The sequence below is a fragment of the Agromyces sp. Y782 genome (genome assembly GCF_059445405.1).
Genome location: NZ_JCAIUG010000001.1, coordinates 807,600 through 826,593 on the forward strand (window position 1 = coordinate 807,600; position 18,994 = coordinate 826,593).

Annotated in this window: 22 protein-coding genes; 17 read left to right on the forward strand and 5 right to left on the reverse strand. The window is 66.9% G+C overall.

All coding sequences use genetic code 11. From position 1 onward, the window contains the following. Positions 1-112: 112 nt before the first annotated feature. Complete coding sequence (locus AC1C2S_RS03680) at positions 113-481, reverse strand: MerR family transcriptional regulator (RefSeq protein ID WP_495351184.1); 369 nt, start codon at positions 479-481, stop codon at positions 113-115. 53 nt (positions 482-534) lie between these two features. On the opposite strand from AC1C2S_RS03680, the gene AC1C2S_RS03685 reads away from it, so the two are divergent. From AC1C2S_RS03685 to AC1C2S_RS03710, 6 genes are all read left to right on the forward strand, one after another. After that, the gene (locus tag AC1C2S_RS03685) at positions 535-1,482 is read left to right on the forward strand and encodes an aldo/keto reductase (protein ID WP_495351185.1); all 948 of its coding nucleotides are present in this window, start codon (positions 535-537) and stop codon (positions 1,480-1,482) included. 207 nt (positions 1,483-1,689) lie between these two features. Then, complete coding sequence (locus AC1C2S_RS03690; RefSeq protein WP_495351186.1) at positions 1,690-2,157, forward strand: hypothetical protein; 468 nt, start codon at positions 1,690-1,692, stop codon at positions 2,155-2,157. Between the two features lie 194 nt (positions 2,158-2,351). Next, the gene (locus AC1C2S_RS03695) at positions 2,352-2,960 is read left to right on the forward strand and encodes a hypothetical protein (protein ID WP_495351187.1); all 609 of its coding nucleotides are present in this window, start codon (positions 2,352-2,354) and stop codon (positions 2,958-2,960) included. Positions 2,961-2,991: 31 nt separating this feature from the next. Next, positions 2,992-3,771 carry a PspA/IM30 family protein gene (locus AC1C2S_RS03700; protein WP_495351188.1) on the forward strand — a complete coding sequence of 260 codons (780 nt, stop codon included), beginning with the start codon at positions 2,992-2,994 and terminating at the stop codon, positions 3,769-3,771. Between the two features lie 133 nt (positions 3,772-3,904). Beyond that, the gene (locus AC1C2S_RS03705; RefSeq protein ID WP_495351189.1) at positions 3,905-4,300 is read left to right on the forward strand and encodes a hypothetical protein; all 396 of its coding nucleotides are present in this window, start codon (positions 3,905-3,907) and stop codon (positions 4,298-4,300) included. A gap of 8 nt (positions 4,301-4,308) precedes the next feature. Further along, positions 4,309-6,270: an acyl-CoA dehydrogenase family protein gene (locus AC1C2S_RS03710; protein ID WP_495351190.1), complete on the forward strand. Its 1,962-nt coding sequence runs from the start codon at positions 4,309-4,311 to the stop codon at positions 6,268-6,270. A 52-nt stretch (positions 6,271-6,322) separates the two neighbouring features. Here the strand turns inward: AC1C2S_RS03710 and AC1C2S_RS03715 are convergent, their stop codons facing one another. After that, a complete protein-coding gene (locus tag AC1C2S_RS03715) occupies positions 6,323-6,673 on the reverse strand; it encodes a metallopeptidase family protein (protein WP_495351191.1) in 351 nt (116 codons plus the stop codon). Positions 6,674-6,797: 124 nt separating this feature from the next. On the opposite strand from AC1C2S_RS03715, the gene AC1C2S_RS03720 reads away from it, so the two are divergent. From AC1C2S_RS03720 to AC1C2S_RS03765, 10 genes are all read left to right on the forward strand, one after another. Continuing rightward, positions 6,798-7,355, forward strand: a complete 558-nt coding sequence (locus AC1C2S_RS03720) for a DUF1697 domain-containing protein (protein ID WP_495351192.1) — start codon at positions 6,798-6,800, stop codon at positions 7,353-7,355. 137 nt (positions 7,356-7,492) lie between these two features. Continuing rightward, complete coding sequence (locus tag AC1C2S_RS03725) at positions 7,493-8,788, forward strand: ABC transporter substrate-binding protein (protein WP_495351193.1); 1,296 nt, start codon at positions 7,493-7,495, stop codon at positions 8,786-8,788. 87 nt (positions 8,789-8,875) lie between these two features. Continuing rightward, on the forward strand, positions 8,876-9,871 hold the full coding sequence (locus AC1C2S_RS03730; RefSeq protein WP_495351194.1) for a carbohydrate ABC transporter permease: 996 nt from the start codon (positions 8,876-8,878) through the stop codon (positions 9,869-9,871). Beyond that, complete coding sequence (locus AC1C2S_RS03735) at positions 9,868-10,779, forward strand: carbohydrate ABC transporter permease (RefSeq protein WP_495351195.1); 912 nt, start codon at positions 9,868-9,870, stop codon at positions 10,777-10,779. The genes AC1C2S_RS03730 and AC1C2S_RS03735 overlap by 4 nt, the downstream gene beginning before the upstream one ends. Position 10,780: 1 nt before the next feature. After that, complete coding sequence (locus AC1C2S_RS03740) at positions 10,781-12,220, forward strand: GH1 family beta-glucosidase (protein WP_495351196.1); 1,440 nt, start codon at positions 10,781-10,783, stop codon at positions 12,218-12,220. 91 nt (positions 12,221-12,311) lie between these two features. Beyond that, positions 12,312-13,340: a LacI family DNA-binding transcriptional regulator gene (locus AC1C2S_RS03745; RefSeq protein WP_495351197.1), complete on the forward strand. Its 1,029-nt coding sequence runs from the start codon at positions 12,312-12,314 to the stop codon at positions 13,338-13,340. Between the two features lie 204 nt (positions 13,341-13,544). Then, entirely contained in the window at positions 13,545-14,168 is a 624-nt protein-coding gene (locus AC1C2S_RS03750; protein WP_495351198.1) for an NADPH-dependent F420 reductase, read from the forward strand. Between the two features lie 53 nt (positions 14,169-14,221). Further along, entirely contained in the window at positions 14,222-14,752 is a 531-nt protein-coding gene (locus AC1C2S_RS03755; RefSeq protein WP_495351199.1) for an NAD(P)H-binding protein, read from the forward strand. A gap of 73 nt (positions 14,753-14,825) precedes the next feature. Beyond that, positions 14,826-15,494, forward strand: a complete 669-nt coding sequence (locus tag AC1C2S_RS03760; RefSeq protein ID WP_495351200.1) for an NADPH-dependent F420 reductase — start codon at positions 14,826-14,828, stop codon at positions 15,492-15,494. Between the two features lie 102 nt (positions 15,495-15,596). Then, positions 15,597-16,181 carry a TetR/AcrR family transcriptional regulator gene (locus tag AC1C2S_RS03765; protein WP_495351201.1) on the forward strand — a complete coding sequence of 195 codons (585 nt, stop codon included), beginning with the start codon at positions 15,597-15,599 and terminating at the stop codon, positions 16,179-16,181. 113 nt (positions 16,182-16,294) lie between these two features. On the opposite strand, the gene AC1C2S_RS03770 is transcribed toward AC1C2S_RS03765, so the two are convergent. The 3 genes from AC1C2S_RS03770 to AC1C2S_RS03780 all read right to left on the reverse strand — a co-directional run bounded on the left by AC1C2S_RS03770 (position 16,295) and on the right by AC1C2S_RS03780 (position 18,292). Then, on the reverse strand, positions 16,295-17,170 hold the full coding sequence (locus tag AC1C2S_RS03770) for an RNA polymerase sigma-70 factor (protein WP_495351202.1): 876 nt from the start codon (positions 17,168-17,170) through the stop codon (positions 16,295-16,297). After that, positions 17,167-17,760: a carboxymuconolactone decarboxylase family protein gene (locus AC1C2S_RS03775; protein ID WP_495351203.1), complete on the reverse strand. Its 594-nt coding sequence runs from the start codon at positions 17,758-17,760 to the stop codon at positions 17,167-17,169. Before AC1C2S_RS03775 ends, AC1C2S_RS03770 begins: the two co-directional genes overlap by 4 nt. Positions 17,761-17,947: 187 nt before the next feature. Next, positions 17,948-18,292 (reverse strand): RidA family protein, encoded by a 345-nt coding sequence (locus tag AC1C2S_RS03780; protein ID WP_495351204.1) that lies wholly within the window; start codon positions 18,290-18,292, stop codon positions 17,948-17,950. A 228-nt stretch (positions 18,293-18,520) separates the two neighbouring features. Between AC1C2S_RS03780 and AC1C2S_RS03785 the strand changes: the two genes are divergently transcribed. Beyond that, complete coding sequence (locus tag AC1C2S_RS03785) at positions 18,521-18,931, forward strand: hypothetical protein (RefSeq protein ID WP_495351205.1); 411 nt, start codon at positions 18,521-18,523, stop codon at positions 18,929-18,931. Positions 18,932-18,994 lie beyond the last annotated feature (63 nt).

Below are 18,994 nucleotides of genomic sequence, written 5' to 3' on the forward strand. Positions count from 1 at the left end.
GCCGAACCCGCGGAGCCGAGCATCACCGTCGAGCGTGCGGCGGCTCCGCTCTCGCCCTTCGCTATTTCGATCGGGAATCGACCGTCGGTCTCCGTCGCGCTACGCGCCGCGCCTAAGCGTCGTCACCCACCTGCCCCCGGTACCACGCGATCTTCTCGCGCAGGTGGTTCTGCTGCTCGATGAGCCGATCGATCGACGCCTGCACCTCGAGGTCGTGGCTCTCGAGCAGCTCGAGCCGTTCGTTGAGAGTCGACGCATCGTCGGAGAGCGCGGTGTAGAGCTTGAGGTCGGAGATCGGCATGCCCGTGTCGCGCAGGCATTTCACGAGGTCGAGCCAGTCGAGGTGCTCCTGCCGGTAGGTGCGGCGACCACCCGCGGTGCGATCGATCGGCCCGATGAGACCTTCGCGCTCGTAGTAACGCAGGGTGTCGAGGCTGAAGCCGGTGCGTTCGACGACCTGCGACGGTGTGAAGTGGTTCATGATCTTCCCGTTCGGCTTGAGCTGGAGTGCACTCCAGCATGCACGGTGGAGGCATGACGAATCCAGCACTTGTTCTCGGCGCGATGAAGTTCGGCACCGAGATCGACGAAGACACTTCGTTCGCACTGCTCGACCGCTTCGTGGAAGCCGGCGGCGTGTGGATCGACACCGCGAACTGCTACTCCTTCTGGGCGAGCGAGTCAGGCTACGGCGGGCAGAGCGAACTCGTGCTCGGCCGCTGGCTCGCAGCACGGCCGGGAATGCGCGACCGCGTGCGCCTGTCGACCAAGGTCGGGGCCGAGCCATTGGATGCCTCCGACTGGCCCGCTTCCCGCGAGGGACTCTCAGCACGCGTCATCCGCAGCGCCTTCGAAGGCAGCCTGCTTCGCCTCGGTACCGACCGGGTCGACATGCTCTGGGCGCACATGGAAGACCGGCGCGTGCCGATCGAGGAGACGGCGGATGCATTCTCTGAACTCGTGCGCAGTGGCGGCACCGCCCGCGTCGGCATGTCGAACCATCCCGCCTGGCGGGTCGAGCGGGCACGCGCCCAGGCGATCGCCACGGGCGGGCACCCGGTCGACGCCATGCAACTGAGCCGCAGCTACCTCGCGCCCCGGCCGGGCGCGCAGCCCGAGGGCCAGAACCACCGCTTCGGCATGATGAGCGACGAGCAGGTCGACTTCGCACACGAGAACGGCCTCGAGCTCTGGGCGTACACGCCGCTGCTGAGCGGCGCCTACGACAACGCGGCCAAACCTCTGCCGACCGCATACGAGCAGCCGGGCACCGAGCGGCGCCTCGCCGCGCTCGACGCGGTGGCGGCCGAGCTCGGGGTTCCGCGGGGGCAGGTCGTGCTTGCCTGGATGGTCGGCGGCACACCGTCGATCACGCCGATCCTCGGCGGCAGCAAGCTGGAGCAACTCGACAGCGCGCTGCAGGGGGTCGCGCTGCAGTTGCCGCCGGAGCTCCGAGCACTGTTGGATGCCGCCATCCCATGAGTATGCATCGGCGCGTCAGCGGCTGATCGACCGCACGTCGCGCTGAACCCCGCCCCTGACTCTGCACATCATCTGTTCGAGTCGGTCACGCTGCACTTCGTTTCAGAGATCAGGGAACCCACTGAAGCGCCCTCGGAGGCTGCTCGAATACGCTGGCACGGCCTCATCGCTCGAACCATCGGTGTCACCAGCGAAGGAAGGTGTGTCATGGAGCACGAGCAGATCATCGTGCCGGCATGGCTCGGTCCCGCCGGCATGTTCATTCCAGAGCGAGGCAGGGCCTACACGTTCGGTGCGTTCATCATCACCGACGAGGAGTTCGCCTTCAGAGATGACTCCGACCTCCTGCTTCGGCTTGCTCGAAACGGCACAATGATCGCCTGGCCCCGGCGCTTCGTCGGCGGCGGGATGACCCTTCAGGGTTCGGGCGTGAAGAAGTCGATCGCGTTCGGGCGCCCCTTCCCCGACGCGCCGAGTCCGGATCCGACGCGCTACCGCGCTATCGCCGACGCATTGGGCGGCCTTTCCGATGGACTCGGAGATTCGCTCGCCGGCCTCCTCGCCGGGTCGGGTGGCGAGCTTGCCGAGGTATTCCGCAGCGTCAACGACCTCAAGAGCGGCAAGATCGTCGGCGATCGAATCCGCCAGCTTCTCGATACGACACCCATGGCCTGAGCTGCCCGACGCTCCGAATTCGCACAGAGCCCTAACGCTTCGGCTGCGGCGAGCGTAGATTGCGTTATATCGCGTTTACGACGTGACGATGGCGCAGCGACGAAGCTTGACGAAGGCGGACACATGAACCCGAATCACGAACGACGGCTCACCGCGGGCAACGACCTCGAGCGCACCGACGGGAGGTGGGAGTCGTGGATGTCTTGCTCTGGATATTCCTCTCGTTCCTGATCTTCGTCGTCGTCGCGATCACCGCAGTCGTCTTCATCCTGCGAGCGGTGTACCGACGGCTTCGCCGCAATCGCGCGCTGGCCGGCACCGCGCTGCGAACACGCGCCGGTTTCAGTCGGGGTCCGCAGCGAAAGATCCTCTACCTGCGGGTGCGGCTCGCAGAAACGCTCGACAGCGGACAGGCCGCGGTCGACCTCGCAAGCCGCAGCGAAGGGCCCCGGGGCGAGCTTCCGCGACTCTTCCGCCGCATCCAGGAGGAGAGCGTCGCCCTGGACCTGCAACTGCGGCTGCTGGAGAGCGAGACGGATTCCGCCGTGCTGGCCGAGGAACTTCCCGCGGCCGACCATCGCGTCGATGAGGTGGCGGCACTGGTGCGTCGGTTGCGTTCCGCGGTCGCGTCGGGGCTCGCGGGCTCGACCGACGACACCCTCACCACACTGCACTCCGACATGGAACGGGAAGTCGCCGCACTGCATGCCGGGGTGCAGGAACTGCACCGACTCAACCAACGGGACGAACGGTTCGAGCCCACTCGGCCACCGACAGTCGACCGCGTCCGTCGTCCGAGATAAGTCCGTCGTCCGAGATGAAGGGGACACAACCATGAGCAACACCTCGCGGATCAAGACCATCTTCCGGAGCAAGACCACCAAGGCCCTCGACAAGGTCGAAGACCCTCGCGAAACCCTCGATGACAGCTACGAGCAACAGGTGAAGCTGCTGCAGGAGGTGCGAAAGGCGGTCGCCGAGGTTGCGACGGCGAAGAAGCGCATCGACCTGCAGGGGCAGGAGATGGGAACCCGCTACCAGCGCCTGGGCGACCAAGCCCGTGAGGCGATGGTGCAAGGCCGCGAAGACCTCGCCCGCGCGGCGCTCGAGCGCCGCGCGCTACTCGAGGGTCAGGTCGCCAAGCTGCAGGAGCAGTACACCGTGCTCCAGAAGCAGACGTCGCAATTGCAGGAGCGGGAACGCCACCTCGACGAGCAGGTCGCCGCGTTCCGCATCGAGAAGGAGACCATCAAGGCCACTTACACCGCCTCTGAAGCACAGGTGAAGGCGAACGAGGCGGTGGCGGGCATCGGGTCGAACATGAACGATATCGGCGTCAGCCTCGACCGTGCGCGCGACCGGGTCGCCCAGATGCAAGCGCGTGCCGCCGCCACCGATGAGCTCCTGGCGAGCGGTGCTCTCAAAGACCTCACCGCGGCACCGGATGCCGACATCGAGCGACAACTGGCAGTGCTTTCAGCGAAGGCAGACGTCGATCGTCAACTGCAATCCATGAAGCAGGCCGGCACCACCAGCGACGACCGGGCATCCGAGGCTCGCCGCGGCGGGCCCGACGCGTGGCTGAGCATCGGCCAAGCCCCGAACACGCCCTGAGCCGCGAACGGCACGCTCACGTCAGCCCGCGGCCGTCAGCGTCCTCCGTTCCCCGCCGGATGTCACCCGCCCACGCGTTGACGCACGGCGGCCACGAGCGTAGACCTGAGGTATCCGAGAAGGAGGAGCCGCGATGGCGAAAGATCTCTTGGTCATCCTCGAGGACCAGCCCGGTGAGGGGGCTCGACTCGGCGAGGCGCTCGGCAACGCGGGTGTCAACATCGAGGGCCTCTGCGCGTTCATGAACGGCCGCACGGGCACCGTGCACGTGCTCGTCGACGACGTCGCGGGCGCCAGAGCGGCGATCGAGGGCGCCGGCATCGCGGTCGAGGCCGAAACGGACGTCATCGTCAGTCCGGCGCTGCACGACCCCGACTTGGACACGCCAGGCGTGTTCGGTGGGATGGCGCGCGCCCTCGCCGAGGCCGACATCAACATCACGCTCGCCTACGTGGCCTCCAGAAACCGCGTCGTGCTCGCGACGAGCGACAACCAGCGGGCAACTCAGCTGCTGCAGTCGATGATGTAGCGGCCCGCGTGAGCATCGTCGGTAAGCCCACCGTCTCCCACGTCGACGAGATCGACGAGAAGCAGTCGCGCGCTGTCGCCGAGGCAGCGCGCGAGCAGGACTGGCGCAAGCCGAGCTTCGCACGGGGCCTCTACCTCGGGCAGTTCGACCTGTCGCTGATCCATCCGCACCCCCGACCCGATCCGGGCCGCCGCGAGCGCGGCGAGAAGTTTCTCACGGCACTCGAGTCGCTCCTGCGCGCGGTCGATGTCGCACGCATCGAGCGGGAGTCGCGCATCCCCGACGAGACCTTCCAGGCGCTCGCCGACATCGGCGCGTTCGGCATGAAGATCCCGGTCGAGTACGGCGGCCTCGGGCTCGGGCAGTTCTACTACAACCGCGCGCTCGTGATGATCGGGGCGGTGAACGCCAGCCTCGGCGCGGCGTTGTCGGCGCACCAGTCCGTCGGTCTGCCCGAGCCGCTCGTGCTCGCGGGCACGGAGGAACAGAAACGCCAGTACCTGCCGCGCTGCGCGAAGGGCGCGATCAGCGCCTTCCTGCTGACGGAGCCGGAAGTCGGCTCGGACCCCGCGCGGCTGCGGGCCACAGCAGTACCGACCGAGGATGACGCGGCGTACGTGCTGAACGGCACCAAGCTGTGGACCACCAACGGGGTCGTCGCCGAGCTGCTCGTCGTGATGGCGCGCGTGCCCGAGTCCGACGCGCACCGCGGCGGCATCAGCGCGTTCATCGTCGAGGCCGACTCCCCCGGCATCACAGTGCACCGCCGCAACGCGTTCATGGGACTGCGCGGCATCGAGAACGGATTGACCTCGTTGCGCGACGTGCGCGTGCCGCGCGAGAACCTGATCGGCCGCGAGGGCCAAGGCCTCAAGATCGCGCTCACCACGCTCAACGCCGGCCGCTTGGCCATACCCGCCATTTGCGCCGGCGCAGGCAAGTGGAGCCTCAAGATCGCACGCGAGTGGTCGCAGGCCCGGGTGCAGTGGGGTCGACCCGTCGGTGAGCACGCCGCGGTCGCACACAAGATCGCCTTCATCGCCGCAACGACGTTCGCGCTCGAAGCGGTGGTCGACCTGTCGGGGGTGCTCGCCGACGAAGACCGCAAGGACATCCGCATCGAGGCGGCGCTCGCCAAGATGTGGGCTTCCGAGATGGGATGGCGCATCGCCGACGAACTCGTACAGATACGTGGTGGCCGCGGCTTCGAGACCGCGGCGTCGCTCGCCGCCCGCGGCGAACGCGCCGTCGGCGCCGAGCAGGTGCTGCGCGACATGCGGATCAACCGGATCTTCGAGGGCTCGACCGAGATCATGCACCTGCTCATCGCGCGGGAGGCCGTCGACGCGCACCTCACCGCCGCCGGCGACCTGATCGATCCGCATCTGGACATCTCGCGCAAGCTGAAGGCCGCCGCCTCCGCGAGCGGGTTCTACGCCCGCTGGCTGCCGCAGCTGGTCGCAGGCAAGGGCGACCTGCCGACGTCGTACGACGAGTTCGGCGCGCTCGCGTCGCACTTGCGCTACGTCGAGCGCACCAGTCGCAAGCTGGCGCGCGCGACCTTCTACGGGATGGCGCGCTGGCAGGGCGCCCTGGAACGCAAGCAAGGGTTCCTCGCCCGCGTCGTCGACATCGGCGCCGAGATGTTCGCCGTGTCGGCTTCGTGCGTGCGCGCGGCGATGATCGCCGCCGACACGCCGGAGCGGGGCAAGGCCGCGTACCAGCTCGCCGACACGTTCGCCGAGCAGTCCCGCCATCGCACCGAGCAACTGCTGGATGCACTGTGGCGCAACACCGATTCCGCCGACGAACGCCTTGCCGCCCGAGTGCTCGACGGACGCTACGACTGGCTCGAGGAAGGCATCATCGATCCCAGCGAGGGCACCGGTCCGTGGATCACCGAGGAGCTGCCCGTCGACGCGACGGAGAACGTCGCTCGCCGCGTCATCCGGCCGACGAAGGGGTCGTAGTCGCTCCGGAGCGACCTCACGCGCTCGCGCAAGTCACCGACTTGCGAACCCCCTACGCCCAGCCGAGCTCGCGGAGCCGAGCATCATCGAGCCCGAAGTAGTGACCGATCTCGTGCACCAACGTGATGCGCACCCGCGCACGCAGTGCGTCGAGGTCGGCGCTGTGCTCCGCCAGGTTGTTCTTGAACAGCGTGATGCGGTCGGGAAGCTCCCCGAAACCGTAGACCCCGCGGGTCGTCAGCGGACGCCCGCTGTACAGCCCGAACAGCCGCGGTCGCTCCCCCAGCGGCTGGTTCGCGATCATGATCGCGACATTCTCGACCCCGCGCACCATGTCGTCGGGGAGCGCGTCGAACACCTCGCCGACCATTCGCTCGAAGTCGTCCTCAGAGATCTCGACCATGTGACAATTGTGCCCGCTCACGAGCTGCCTTCCGGCACCGCGCCCAACCTGTGCACCGCGCCCACCGCGCCCGCCGCGCCGGCGCGCCCGTGGGAGTGTCACCTGCAGGTGGCAGGATCTGGCTATGGACTCGACGACGTACATTGCACTGCTGCGCGGCATCAACGTCGGCGGCAGGAACCCGGTCGACATGGGGGCTCTCGCTGAGTGCTTCCGCGACGCCGGCTACAGCGACGTTCGCACCCACCTGCAGAGCGGAAACGTGCTGTTCACGGCGAAGGGCACGGCCGACTCGACGCTCGAAGCCGCGATCGAGCACGCGCTCGAACAGCGATTCGGCATCGCGATCCCGACCTTGGTGCGCTCCCGCGACGAGTTCGCCGAGACGATCGCGGCGGCGCCCCACGACCATGATTCCGAAGAGCTGCGCAGCGAGGTGCTCTTCCTCAAGGCGCCGCTCACGGTCGAGGCGGTGCTCGACCAGATGCCCGAGCTCCGCGAGGGCGTCGACTCGATCGCACCCGGGCCCGGCGCGATCTACTTCTCACGAGTGAAAGCGCTCGCGACGAAGACGCGCATCCAGAAGCTGATGGCGATGCCCGTCTTCCAACAGATGACGATGCGAAGCTGGCGAACCGCCACCCGGCTGCTGGAACTTCTCGACGAAGGGGCGACAGCCTGATCCATGGGCGCGCTCCCATGATTGTCTTGACGGGGCTGTTGATGAGGCCGTAGGGTGTTCCTCACCTCGTGGGAGCGCTCCCATCCGTCGGGATGGGAGCGCTCCCACGGCCTGCCCACGCACACAAGGGAGTGACCGTGAACTCATCACGAAACAGGATCGCCGCATCCATCGCCGGCGTCGCAGCATTGGCCCTCATCACCACGGGCTGTTCATCCGGCGAGAGCGGGGGCGGCGGTGATGAGAACATCACGCTGTCCATCACGACGTTCGGCACGATGGGGGTCGAGGCCACCTACAAGCAGTACACGGAGGACAACCCCAACATCACGATCGAGGCGACGAACCTCGAGGGCGGCGGGGCGGCACGTGACGACGCGTACGCGAAGATCGCCGCCGGGTCAGGCCTGAGCGACGTCGTCGCGATCGAAGAAGGCTGGCTCGGCACGATCGCCGAAGTCTCCGACTCCTTCGTCGACCTGCGCGACTACGGCATCGAAGATGTCAAGGACTCGTGGCTCGAGTGGAAGTACAAGCAGGGCACCGGCCCCGACGGCCAGGTCATCGGCGCCGGGCTCGACATCGGGCCCCAGGGTCTCTGCTACCGCGGCGACCTGTTCGAGGCCGCGGGCCTGCCCAGCGAACGCTCAGAGGTCGCCGCCTACTTCGGCGGAGAGGATGCTACGTGGGATCGCTTCTTCGAGGTCGGCCAGGAGTACGTCGACAAGAGCGGCAAGGCCTTCTACCACAGCCCGCGATTCTTCTGGAACTCCTTCGTCAACCAGCAGGAGGAGGGGTACTACAAGAAAGACGGCGAGACGCTCAACATCGAGGGCAACGACGTTCTGAAGACCCACTTCGAGAAGATCGTCGAGGCTGAGAAGGCCGGCCTCGGTGCCGGGCTGCCCGGTTGGGACGTCGGACCCGAAGCCAAGGAAGACCAGTTCGCCGTCTACATGTGCCCGAGCTGGATGCTCGGCATCGTGCAGGGCTACTACGACGAGGGAACCACCGACAGCGGCTGGGACTTCGCCGACGTGCTCCCCGGTGGGGCGGCCAACTGGGGCGGCGCCTTCCTCGGCGTCTCCGAGTCATCCGAGCACAAGGAAGAGGCCGCGAAACTGGCGCTCTGGCTCGCCTCCCCCGAGCAGCAGGCTGCGGCGTTCGAGGTCGCCGGTCCGTTCCCCAGCACCCCCGACGGGCAGGAGCTCGTCGCCGACACCACGAGTGCGTTCTTCAACGACGCTCCTGTCGGCAACATCTTCGCGGCTCGATCGGAAGGCGTGATCGCGCAGGTCAAGGGCCCCGAGGACTCCAACATTCAAGACAACGTGTTCGGGCCGATCTTCGACCGGGTGAGCCAGGGCGAGATCACCGATGGCGACACCGCATGGAACGAAGCCATCAAGCTACTCAACCAGCTCGTCGGCTAGTCCACCGGGGCGGCTCGTCGCATCCGTTCGAGCCGCCCCTCTTCCCTGATCGCCGCACCACGCATCGTCTCGCGGATTGGCTCAACGATGACCAGCTCCACACTGGGCCGACCGGCCCGCTCGGACCTGACCTTCCGGCAGAAGGTCAGTCGCTTCGACTACAAGTTCTCCCCGTTCCTCTACGTTGCGCCGTTCTTCGTGCTGTTCGCCGCAATCGGCGTCTTCCCGATCGCGTACACGCTGAACGTCTCCCTCTACGACTGGCACCTGCTCAAGGGGCAGGGCGATTTCGTCGGGCTGCAGAACTACGTCTCCGTACTGTCCGATCCGTTCTTCTGGAACGCTTTCGGCAACACGGTCAGCATCTTCCTGCTGTCGGCGATCCCGCAGCTCGTGATCGCCACCGGCGTGGCTGCGCTGCTCGACCAGGCGATCCGCGGAAAGACCTTCTGGCGGATGAGCATCCTGCTCCCGTACATCGTGGCGCCGGTCGCCGTCACCGTCATCTTCCTTCAGATCTTCAACCAGTATCACGGCCCCATCGCCGGGCTCCTCGAGCTGTTCGGCCTCGAACCGATCCGCTGGGCGTTCGACGTGCTGCCGTCGCACTTCGCCATCGCGAGCATGGTGAACTGGCGCTGGACCGGGTACAACGCCCTCCTCCTCCTTGCCGCCATGCAGGCCGTTCCCCGCGATGTGTACGAGTCGGCCGCGCTCGACGGTGCGAACAGGATCCGCCGCTTCTGGTCCATCACGATCCCGATGATCCGGCCGACGCTCATCTTCGTCGTCATCACCGCGACCATCGGCGGTCTGCAGATCTTCACCGAGCCGAAGCTCTTCGACACACGGACGAACGGTGGCGGCGACCGCCAGTTCCAGACGATCGTGCTCTACCTCTACGAGCTCGCATTCCCCAGGCGCGACTTCGGCCGAGCGTCGGCGACCGCGTGGATCCTGTTCCTCATCATCGTGCTCGTCGGGCTCATCAGCTTCGCCATCACCCGCGCCATCCGCACCGCCGACGTGAAACCGACTCGGATCAGCGCCGCCTCGGTCGGCGCCCAGCAGGGAGAGTCATGACCGCCACCGTCACGTCGCCCAAACCGCCGACGGTCGAAGACCGCCGGATCGTCGACGGAGAACGTCGCGCTCGGCGCAAGCGCGCCTACGAACGACCAGGCGTGCTCACCTATGCGCTCCTCGCCGCCTTCTTCATCGGCTCGGCGTTCCCCCTGTGGTGGTCGTTCGTCATCGGCAGCCGCCAGTCGTCGGACACGAATCTCGTGCCGCCCGCCGTGCTGCCGGGGCCCAACTTCATCGCCAACGCCGTCAAGGTGTTCGACACGGTTCCGTTCCTCCAAGCGCTGCTGAACAGCATCGTCATCTCGGGGGCCATCACCGTCTCCGTCGTGTTCTTCTCCACGCTCGCAGGGTATTCGTTCGCCAAACTGCGGTTCCGCGGCCGGAACGGCATGCTCTTGGCGGTGATCGCGACCATGGCGATTCCGACGCAGCTCGGCATCATCCCGCTGTTCATGCTGATGGCGGAATGGGAGTGGATCGGCACCCTGCAGGCGGTCATCGTGCCCGGCATGGTCACGGCCTTCGGCGTCTTCTTCATGCGTCAGTACCTCGTCGACGTGATTCCCGACGAACTCATCGAAGCCGCCCGCATGGACGGGGCCAGCATGTGGGGCACGTTCCGGCATGTCGCGCTTCCCGCGGCGCGGCCGGCGATGGCGGTACTCGCCCTCTTCACCTTCATGGCGGCGTGGACGGACTACCTGTGGCCGCTGCTCGTGCTGAGCCCTCGCAACCCGAGCGTGCAGACGGCGCTGGCTGCGCTGAGCGCCAGCGGCGGACAGAACCCCGACAACGCGATGGTCCTCGCGGGCGCCGTGTTGTCGGTCGTCCCCCTGCTCATCCTCTTCTTCGTCGCGGGCAAACAGCTCGTCGCCGGAATCATGCAAGGCGCAGTGAAAGGCTGACATGACCATCGAGAGTTCACCGCGAATCAGGGAGAGCCCGGACTATCGGGAGTCTGGACTCGAGTTCCCGGCCCGGTTCCTCATCGGCTCAGCCACCGCCTCGTACCAGATCGAAGGCGCAGCGACGACAGACGGGCGGGGTCCGTCGATCTGGGACACGTTCAGCGCCACGCCCGGCAAGATCGTCAACGGCGACACGGGCGCCGTCGCCGACGACCACTACAACCGCCTCGACGCCGATCTCGATCTGATGGCCGAACTCGGGCTCGAGGCCTACCGCTTCTCCATCGCGTGGCCACGCATCCAGCCGCTCGGAGCGGGAGCGGTGAACCAGGCCGGCCTGGACTTCTACAGTCGGCTCGTCGATGGACTCCTCGCCCGAGGCATCCGCCCCATCGCGACGCTGTATCACTGGGACCTGCCGCAAGCGCTCGAAGACGCCGGCGGATGGACCAATCGGGAGACCGCCGAGCGATTCGCCGAGTACACGCGCCACGTTGCGGAGGCGCTGGGAGACCGCGTCGATGTCTGGACGACATTGAACGAACCGTGGTGCAGTGCGTTCCTGGGCTACGGCTCGGGCGCACATGCGCCAGGGCGTACGGATGGCGCGGCAGCCCTCCGCGCCATGCACCACCTCAACCTCGCGCATGGTCTTGCGGTGCAGGTTCTGCGCGAGGTCGTTCCCCGGGCAGAAGTGTCGGTCACGCTGAACTTCCATGTCGTCCGCGGCGACGGCGACTCGAGTTCCGACGCTGTCCGTCGCATCGATGCGCTCGCGAACCGCGCCTTCACCGAGCCCATGCTGCACGGCGGGTACCCGGCCGACCTGATCGAAGACACGGCGTCGATCACGGACTGGTCGTTCGTGCTCCCCGGCGACGCCGAGATCATCCGGCAACCGCTCGACTTCCTCGGGGTCAACTACTACTCCACGACCCGCGTGCGCACGTGGGACGGGGTGTCACCGCGCGAACGAGCCGACGGACACAAGGCTGCCGGAGGATCCCCGTGGCCCGGCAGCGAGCAGGTCGAGTTTCTGCGTCAAGACGGGCCGTACACGGCGATGGGCTGGAACATCGCCCCCGACGGGTTCGAGGAGCTGCTCCTCTCGCTCAGCCGCCAGTTTCCCGACCTGCCGCTCATGATCACCGAGAACGGGGCGGCCTTCGACGACGAACCGATCGGCGATCGAGTGTTCGACGATCAACGCACCGACTATCTTCGGCGGCACTTCACCGCCGCCCATCGTGCGATGCAGCAGGGCGTCGACCTCCGCGGTTACCTCGTGTGGTCGCTCCTCGACAACTTCGAATGGGGGTACGGATTCAGCAAGCGATTCGGCATCGTCCACGTCGACTACGACACCCAGAAGCGCACGGTCAAGGACAGCGGGCGATGGCTGGCTTCGCTCATCGACGGCCACGTGATCCCGGAATGAAGCGCCGCTCGGTTTTGACATACGGTGATGACGTGCAATGTCCGACACGAGCAACCACCGGATGCGACCGACCGGTAGCAGGAGACGAGGCGTGACGACCGAGACACCCCGGAACCCGCCGATGCTGAGCCCGACCCTCGAGGGGGTCGCGGCGCTGGCCGGCGTGTCCAGTTCGACGGTGTCGCGCGTCATCAACGGTTCGCCCCAGGTCACGGAGCACGCTGTGGCCCGGGTCAACGATGCGATCGCGCGGCTCGGGTACGTGCCCAATCGGGCCGCCCGCAGTCTCGTGCGTCGGCGCACGCAGACGATCGCGATGATGATTCCCGAACGCACGGCGGAGTTCTTCGCAGACCCGTACTTCGCCGAGGTCATTCAAGGAGCGGCGATGTACGCGTCGTCGACCGACTACTCGCTGACACTGCTGATCGAGTCGGAGACTGATCCCGAGAAGACGCACCAGTTCCTTCGGCGAGGCAACGTCGACGGCGCCTTGATTCTGTCGCATTTCAGCGCCTCGTCGGCGTACCTCGAGTTGTCGCGATCCATTCCGGTGGTGTTCGGAGTGCGCCCCACGGGCGACCTCGACGCAGAGATCTACACGGTCGACGTCGACAACACCGCTGCTGCTGCACTCGCGACGCAGCACCTCATCGATCGCGGGCGCACCCGCATCGCGACGATCACCGGCCCGCTGAGCACGTCGGCCGGACGCGAGCGGCTGGAGGGGTGGCGCGCGACCATCGATGCCGCCGGGCTCGTGCCCGGCGCGTGGGAAGAAGGCGACTACACCCCGGCCGGCGGAGCGGCGGCCGTTGAGCGGCTTCTCGACGGCGCGACGCCCTTCGATGCGATCTTCGTCGCCTCCGCGCAGATGGCTGCAGGGGCACAGCTCGTGTTGAACAAGAGGCGAGTGCAGGTGCCGGGTGACGTCGCCATCGCGACCCTCGACAACAACGTCTTCTCGACGAACACCAGCCCGCAGTTGACCACGGTCGACCTGCACACTGCCGACAAAGGAGCGGGGATGGTGGAGGCGCTCGTGCAACTGATCGAGGGAAAGTCGATCGACTCGAGCAAGCTCATCCCGATCGACCTCATCGAGCGCGACTCCACGTAGATCCCCGCAACGCCAGTTTGTCGGAACTTGCTTATACGGAGCGCTGCTCCGTATAATCGGACTACTGCTCCGATTAGAGCAGCTGAGCTGTTCGACCTCGAGGTGCCGTTCATCGACGGCGCCTGCCCAGTGGTCGGCCGTAGGGGCGCCTTCTGCCTCGACCGCGGAGAGTTCGATTCGACGAGCGAAAGAGAGTACTCATCCATGAGCAGCATCAGTTTCATCGGCCTGGGGGGCATGGCCCGCGCCATAGCCGCTCGCGCGGTCGCGGGTGGCAATGCGGTCGAGCTCATCGGCCGCAACGCGGCCAAGGCTCGGAGCCTGGCTGCGAAGCTCGGCGGCGGCGCTACGGCTGGGGTGGTCGGAACTGTCCCTGCCGGCGACATCGTCGTGCTCGCCGTGCCGTACACGAGCGCCGTGCAGGTCGTCACCCAGTACGGGGATGCACTGGCCGGCAAGGTCATCATCGACATCTCCAACACCTTCAACGCCGACGCCACCGACCTGGTTACACCTGTCGGCACTTCCGGTGCGAAGGAGATCGCCAAGGCCGTGCCGGCGAGCGCGCATGTCGTGAAGGCGTTCAACACCGTCTTCGGACACGTCCTGGCCCAGGGAGGTCCGTTGGACGTGTTCTTCGCCGGAGATGACGCGGAGTCCAAGGCGAGTGTGTCGGCGTTCATCGAGAGCCTCGGACTGCGTCCGCTCGATGTCGGCGGCCTGGAGATGGCCCGCTGGTTGGAAGGGGTCGGTCCGCTGATGATGGGCCTGGCCCGCCACGGCGCGGGGAGCTTCGACGTCTCCCTCAGCGCCAACCTCCCCGACTGAGCGCACTCGCACCGCCATTTCTTCCGCAGCGTCAATTCACAAGGAGTCGCAGCATGCGCGTTTTCGTCACTGGCGGGACCGGCCATTCCGGTTCGTACATCATTCCCGAGCTCATCGCCGCCGGGCACGAGGTCACCGGTCTTGCGCGGTCGGACGCTTCCGCGGCGGCGGTGTCCGCGCTCGGCGCGAAGGTGCGCCGCGGCGACCTCCAGGACCTCGACGGGCTCAAGGAGGCAGCCGCAGACTCCGACGGTGTCATCCACGTAGCCCACAGGCAAGACCTGCTTCCGACCGGCGGGATGGACGCCGTGTCCGCCGCGGAGCTCCCAGTCATGCTCGCGTACGGCGAGGCACTCGCGGGAACCGGAAAGCCGCTGGTCGTGGCGGGGAGCATAGGGTCGCCCGGACAGCTGGGCCGGCCGGCCACCGAGGAGGACGAAGCCCTTTTCGTCGGCGACGAGCACAAGGGCACCCTCCGGGTTCGCAACGTCGTGGAAAGTGCCGTCATCGGGCTCGCCGAGCGGGGAGTGCGGCCCGGCCTGCTCGCCGATTTGGACAACGGCCACTACTTCGCCGCCAGCTGACGGCAGGGACGCCGGACCGCTACGGTTCCGGCAGATGACGAGGGTACGACTGTTCGAGACGGAAGGTACGAATATGACAACTGTGGGAATCATCGGAAGCGGACAGATCGGCACCGCCATCGCACGGCTCGCCATCGAGGCCGGACACCAGGTGGTGCTCAGCAACTCGCGCGGCCCCGAAACGCTCGCGGACACGGTCACGGCACTGGGACCGCGGGCATCCGCTGCGACGAGCTGGGATGCCGCGGCGGCCGGCGACATCGTTGTGGTCACTGTGCCGATCAGCGCCTTTCCGCACTTGCCCGCCGGGCCACTGGCGGGGAAGACGGTCATCGACACCTGCAACTACGGCCCCGAGCGTGACGGGCACATTCCCGAGCTCGACGGCACGTCGCTCACCTCGAGCGAGCTGCTGCAGCGGTACATCCCGGACGCCATGCTCGTGAAGGCGTTCAACAACATCTTCTACAAGCACCTGGTGTCACTCGCCCGTCCGTCAGGGGCGGCCGACCGTTCGTACCTGCCGATCGCCGGCGACTCAGCGCCGGCGAAGGCGGCTGCGACCGTATTCCTTGACTCCATCGGGTACAGCGTGGTGGACGCAGGAACGCTGGCCGAGAGCTGGCAGCAGGCGACGGGCACGCCGGTGTGGGCAACCCCGTATGGACCGTACTCGGACGAGTTGGGCCAGCCGGCCGGTGAGGACACCATCCGCGCAGCACTGGCCGCCGCAACGCGTTGACCGCAAGCGGGTCCTTCCACTAGTTCCGTAGACGGGCTAGCCTAAGTGGATCAGTGCACCGATTATTGAGAGCACTCCCCCACTCACCAATCCCGGAGGCATATGCGCGCCGACGCCAGGAAGAACTACGATCGCCTGCTCTTGGTCGCGCGCGACGTCGTGACCGAACACGGTGCCGATGCATCGTTGCGTGACGTCGCTCGCAAAGCGGACGTCGGGCTCGGCACCCTCTACCGTCACTTTCCCACGCGAGAGGCGCTGCTCGAGGCCTTGCTCCGCACAGATGTCGACGAGCTGACGGCTCACGCAGCCGACCTTGAGATGTCGAGCACACCCGAGGATGCCCTACTCACGTGGCTTCGCGGCTGCGTCGCCATCACACATGAGTACCGGGGTGTCTCGGGCCTGCTGATGGCCGCGATCGATGACACGGAGTCCGCACTCCACGCGTCCTGCGTTGCGCTGCACGATACAGGCGCTCGGCTTCTCGACCGCGCTCACGCCGCAGGCGTAGCGCGGGCCGACATCGACGGCACCGACTTGTTCGCGATGGTCGCGGCGCTTGCGTGGGTCTATGACCAGCCTTCGCTCGCGCTACGCGCCGATCATCTCTTCGGGGTGATATCGAGCGCGATCCTGCCCGATCAAGCGGGCAGCGGCGTCAGTCAGGAACGCCCTCGGGCCTGACATTGAAGTTCTTCGAGATCCAGCCGAATGCTCCGGCGAGCGAACTCGAGCAGGGCGGTGTGCCGATGCCCGGCGAGGCCGCATCAGGCAGCCGTCCCGGGTGCGCATGCGCGTCACCGAGCCAGCTCGGCCTCCGCCCCCAGCCACCCCAGCTTGTCTGGGTTCGCCATCGAGAAGATGCGCGTGATCCGGCCACCCTCGACGGTCAGGCTCACGACCCCCGCCACCTGTCCGTCCAAGTCGACCCGGATGCCCGGCTGCCCGTTCAGCCACGTCGGAGAAGCGACGAACACACCGGGGTACTTCGCGAGCCCGGCGACCAGGTACCTCGCGATGCGATCGGCACCGATGATCGGCCGAAGTGCTGCGCCCTTCACCTTGCCGCCCCCGTCGGCGACCGACACGACGTCGGGCGCGAGCACGTCCATCAGCCCCTGCACGTCGCCCGTGTTCAGGGCCGCGACGAATCGCTCGACCGCCTCCTCGTGCTCCGAACGCACGACGTCCATGCGCGGCCGCCGGGCGGCGACATGGTCCTTCGCCCGGTGCGCGATCTGCCGCACGGCCGCCGGCGACTTGTCGACGGCGACCGCGATCTCGTCGTACGGCACGTCGAACACCTCGCGCAGCACGAACACCGCGCGCTCGGTCGGTCCGAGGGTCTCGAGCACCGTGAGCATGGCGATCGAGACGCTCTCGGCCAACTCGACGTCGTCGGCGACATCCGGACTCGTGAGCAACGGCTCGGGCAGCCACTGCCCCACGTACGACTCGCGGCGGCGCGACACCGTGCGCAAGTGATTCAGCGCCTGCCGCGTGACGATGCGCACGAGGTACGCGCGCGGGTCGCGCACCTGCTCCTGCGCGACATCCGCCCATCGCAGCCACGATTCCTGCAGCACGTCTTCGGCGTCGACCGCCGAACCGAGCAGCTCGTACGCGACCGTGAAGAGCAGGCTGCGGTGGGTGACGAACGGATCGTCGGTCATGCCGGCGAGCCTACGACAGCCGGCCGGGTCGCGAGCGGGGGCAGGCCGCACGAGTCCGAGAACCCCTCCGAGCGGATGCCGAGCGTGATGTTCATGCGCGCGCTCATGTTCATGAACGCGACCCGGGCGGTGAGTTCGATGAGCGCCGCCGGCCCGAGCTCGTCGAGCAGCGCGGCCGACATCTCGTCGGTCACCGCCGGCGGGGTCTGACTCATCGCCTCTGCGTAGCCCATCACGCTCCGCTCGAGCGGCGAGAAGACGGATGCCTCGCGCCAGCGCGGTACCTCGCGCACCTTCGCCTCGTCGAGCTTGTCGTTGTGCGCCATGAAGTAGTTGAGGTCGAGGCAGGCGCTGCAGCCCACGTACGCTGCGGCGGCCATGACGGCGTACGAGTCGAGGCTGGGGTCGAGCTCCTTCCATCGCAAGACCTTCTGGCCGATGCCCATCGCGTCTTTCATCACGCGCGGGTGGTGCCACAGCACGCCGAGCGAGTCGGGCACCTGGCCGATCATCTTGCGGGCGCCGAACTTCACGAGCGCGCCGTACAGACCGGTGACTTCGGTCGGGGGGATGCGGGTGTCGCTGGTCATCGTGTCCTCCAGTGGTGTCGTCGACGGACTCTGCGTTCAGCCCGTCGACATGGAGACACCGGCCGGCCGGAGGATGTGACATCCGCGGTGCCCACCGCCAGGGAGTTCGACGAACCGAGACCTGCGGATGTCGCGTGCCAACGCCTGCCCATTGCCGATCGCTACACCGCATCGGCCGGCGATGCGCTCAGTCGAGCTTTGCTATCGCTTCGATCTCGACGCTGAATCGCGAGTCGATCAACGCCGACACCTCGACCAACGACGCAGCGGGCGGCGGGTCGCTCCACCGCCTCATCAACACCTGACGTACCGCGGGCAGATCACCGATATCCGTGAGGAAGTACGTCACCTTCACGACATCGTCAACGCCCAGAGCATGCGCCCGAAGTCGTGCTTCGATCTTGTCCAGTACGGCATCCACCTGGTCACCGACGCCACTGTCCACAGAGCCGTCTTCAAGCAGTGGCGTCTGTCCGGAAATGAAGACCAACCCCGCCGCAGATCGGTCGTCAGAAAACACACGAGTCGCCATGACACGACTCTATGCTCACGCGCATCGGGCAGGAGTCGCGGCCGAAACCAATGCACGCCTCGTCTCGACGGTGGGCAGTGGGTGGTGCGCCGTTGACCGATCTGAGCGGGTACGCGAAGGGGTCCACTGCATGCCCCAGTTCGGGCGAATCGGCGCATTCGCTCGGTGTAACCTGCCAATACCGATGCCCCGATCGGCGCATCGGGCCCGTCGATCGAGGAGCGACCCATGCGTCTCCGTGCTGTCGACGTCGTCGACGTCTTCGTCTATCTCGTCGTGCTCGGGCTCTTCACGCAGCTCCTGCCCGGCGTCATCACCGAGTCGTTCATCGTCTCGCTGCTCACCGCCGTGCTGTTCAAACTCGCACTCGAGGTCATCGCGATGCTCAAGACGCGCATCCTCGATCGGGTGCGCGCCTCGCGAACACCCGCGCGAAAGACGCTGAACGCAGCCCTGCTGCTGTTGCTCGGCGCCGGCAGCAAGTTCCTCATCCTGTGGATCACCGACCTCGTGTTCGGCGATGCGGTGCAGCTCGGCGGGTTCTTCTCCGTCACCCTGCTGATCATCGTGCTCATGGCTTCGCGCCTCGGCATCCGCCTGCTCATCGACCGCGCGCGGCCGCGCGACGGGAGCGCGTAGCGGCCGCCGACGGGAGTGCGACAACCGATCGAGCCCGGAAATCAGGGAGCGCGCGCCCGCACG

Excerpts from the sequence above, each read along its gene's own strand:
- AC1C2S_RS03680 (WP_495351184.1), bottom strand. The coding sequence starts at position 481 with ATGAACCACTTCACACCGTCGCAGGTCGTCGAACGCACCGGCTTCAGC.
- AC1C2S_RS03685 (WP_495351185.1), top strand. The coding sequence starts at position 535 with ATGACGAATCCAGCACTTGTTCTCGGCGCGATGAAGTTCGGCACCGAG.
- AC1C2S_RS03690 (WP_495351186.1), top strand. The coding sequence starts at position 1,690 with ATGGAGCACGAGCAGATCATCGTGCCGGCATGGCTCGGTCCCGCCGGC.
- AC1C2S_RS03700 (WP_495351188.1), top strand. The coding sequence starts at position 2,992 with ATGAGCAACACCTCGCGGATCAAGACCATCTTCCGGAGCAAGACCACC.
- AC1C2S_RS03705 (WP_495351189.1), top strand. The coding sequence starts at position 3,905 with ATGGCGAAAGATCTCTTGGTCATCCTCGAGGACCAGCCCGGTGAGGGG.
- AC1C2S_RS03715 (WP_495351191.1), bottom strand. The coding sequence starts at position 6,673 with ATGGTCGAGATCTCTGAGGACGACTTCGAGCGAATGGTCGGCGAGGTG.
- AC1C2S_RS03720 (WP_495351192.1), top strand. The coding sequence starts at position 6,798 with ATGGACTCGACGACGTACATTGCACTGCTGCGCGGCATCAACGTCGGC.
- AC1C2S_RS03730 (WP_495351194.1), top strand. The coding sequence starts at position 8,876 with ATGACCAGCTCCACACTGGGCCGACCGGCCCGCTCGGACCTGACCTTC.
- AC1C2S_RS03735 (WP_495351195.1), top strand. The coding sequence starts at position 9,868 with ATGACCGCCACCGTCACGTCGCCCAAACCGCCGACGGTCGAAGACCGC.
- AC1C2S_RS03740 (WP_495351196.1), top strand. The coding sequence starts at position 10,781 with ATGACCATCGAGAGTTCACCGCGAATCAGGGAGAGCCCGGACTATCGG.
- AC1C2S_RS03750 (WP_495351198.1), top strand. The coding sequence starts at position 13,545 with ATGAGCAGCATCAGTTTCATCGGCCTGGGGGGCATGGCCCGCGCCATA.
- AC1C2S_RS03755 (WP_495351199.1), top strand. The coding sequence starts at position 14,222 with ATGCGCGTTTTCGTCACTGGCGGGACCGGCCATTCCGGTTCGTACATC.
- AC1C2S_RS03760 (WP_495351200.1), top strand. The coding sequence starts at position 14,826 with ATGACAACTGTGGGAATCATCGGAAGCGGACAGATCGGCACCGCCATC.
- AC1C2S_RS03765 (WP_495351201.1), top strand. The coding sequence starts at position 15,597 with ATGCGCGCCGACGCCAGGAAGAACTACGATCGCCTGCTCTTGGTCGCG.
- AC1C2S_RS03770 (WP_495351202.1), bottom strand. The coding sequence starts at position 17,170 with ATGACCGACGATCCGTTCGTCACCCACCGCAGCCTGCTCTTCACGGTC.
- AC1C2S_RS03775 (WP_495351203.1), bottom strand. The coding sequence starts at position 17,760 with ATGACCAGCGACACCCGCATCCCCCCGACCGAAGTCACCGGTCTGTAC.
- AC1C2S_RS03780 (WP_495351204.1), bottom strand. The coding sequence starts at position 18,292 with ATGGCGACTCGTGTGTTTTCTGACGACCGATCTGCGGCGGGGTTGGTC.
- AC1C2S_RS03785 (WP_495351205.1), top strand. The coding sequence starts at position 18,521 with ATGCGTCTCCGTGCTGTCGACGTCGTCGACGTCTTCGTCTATCTCGTC.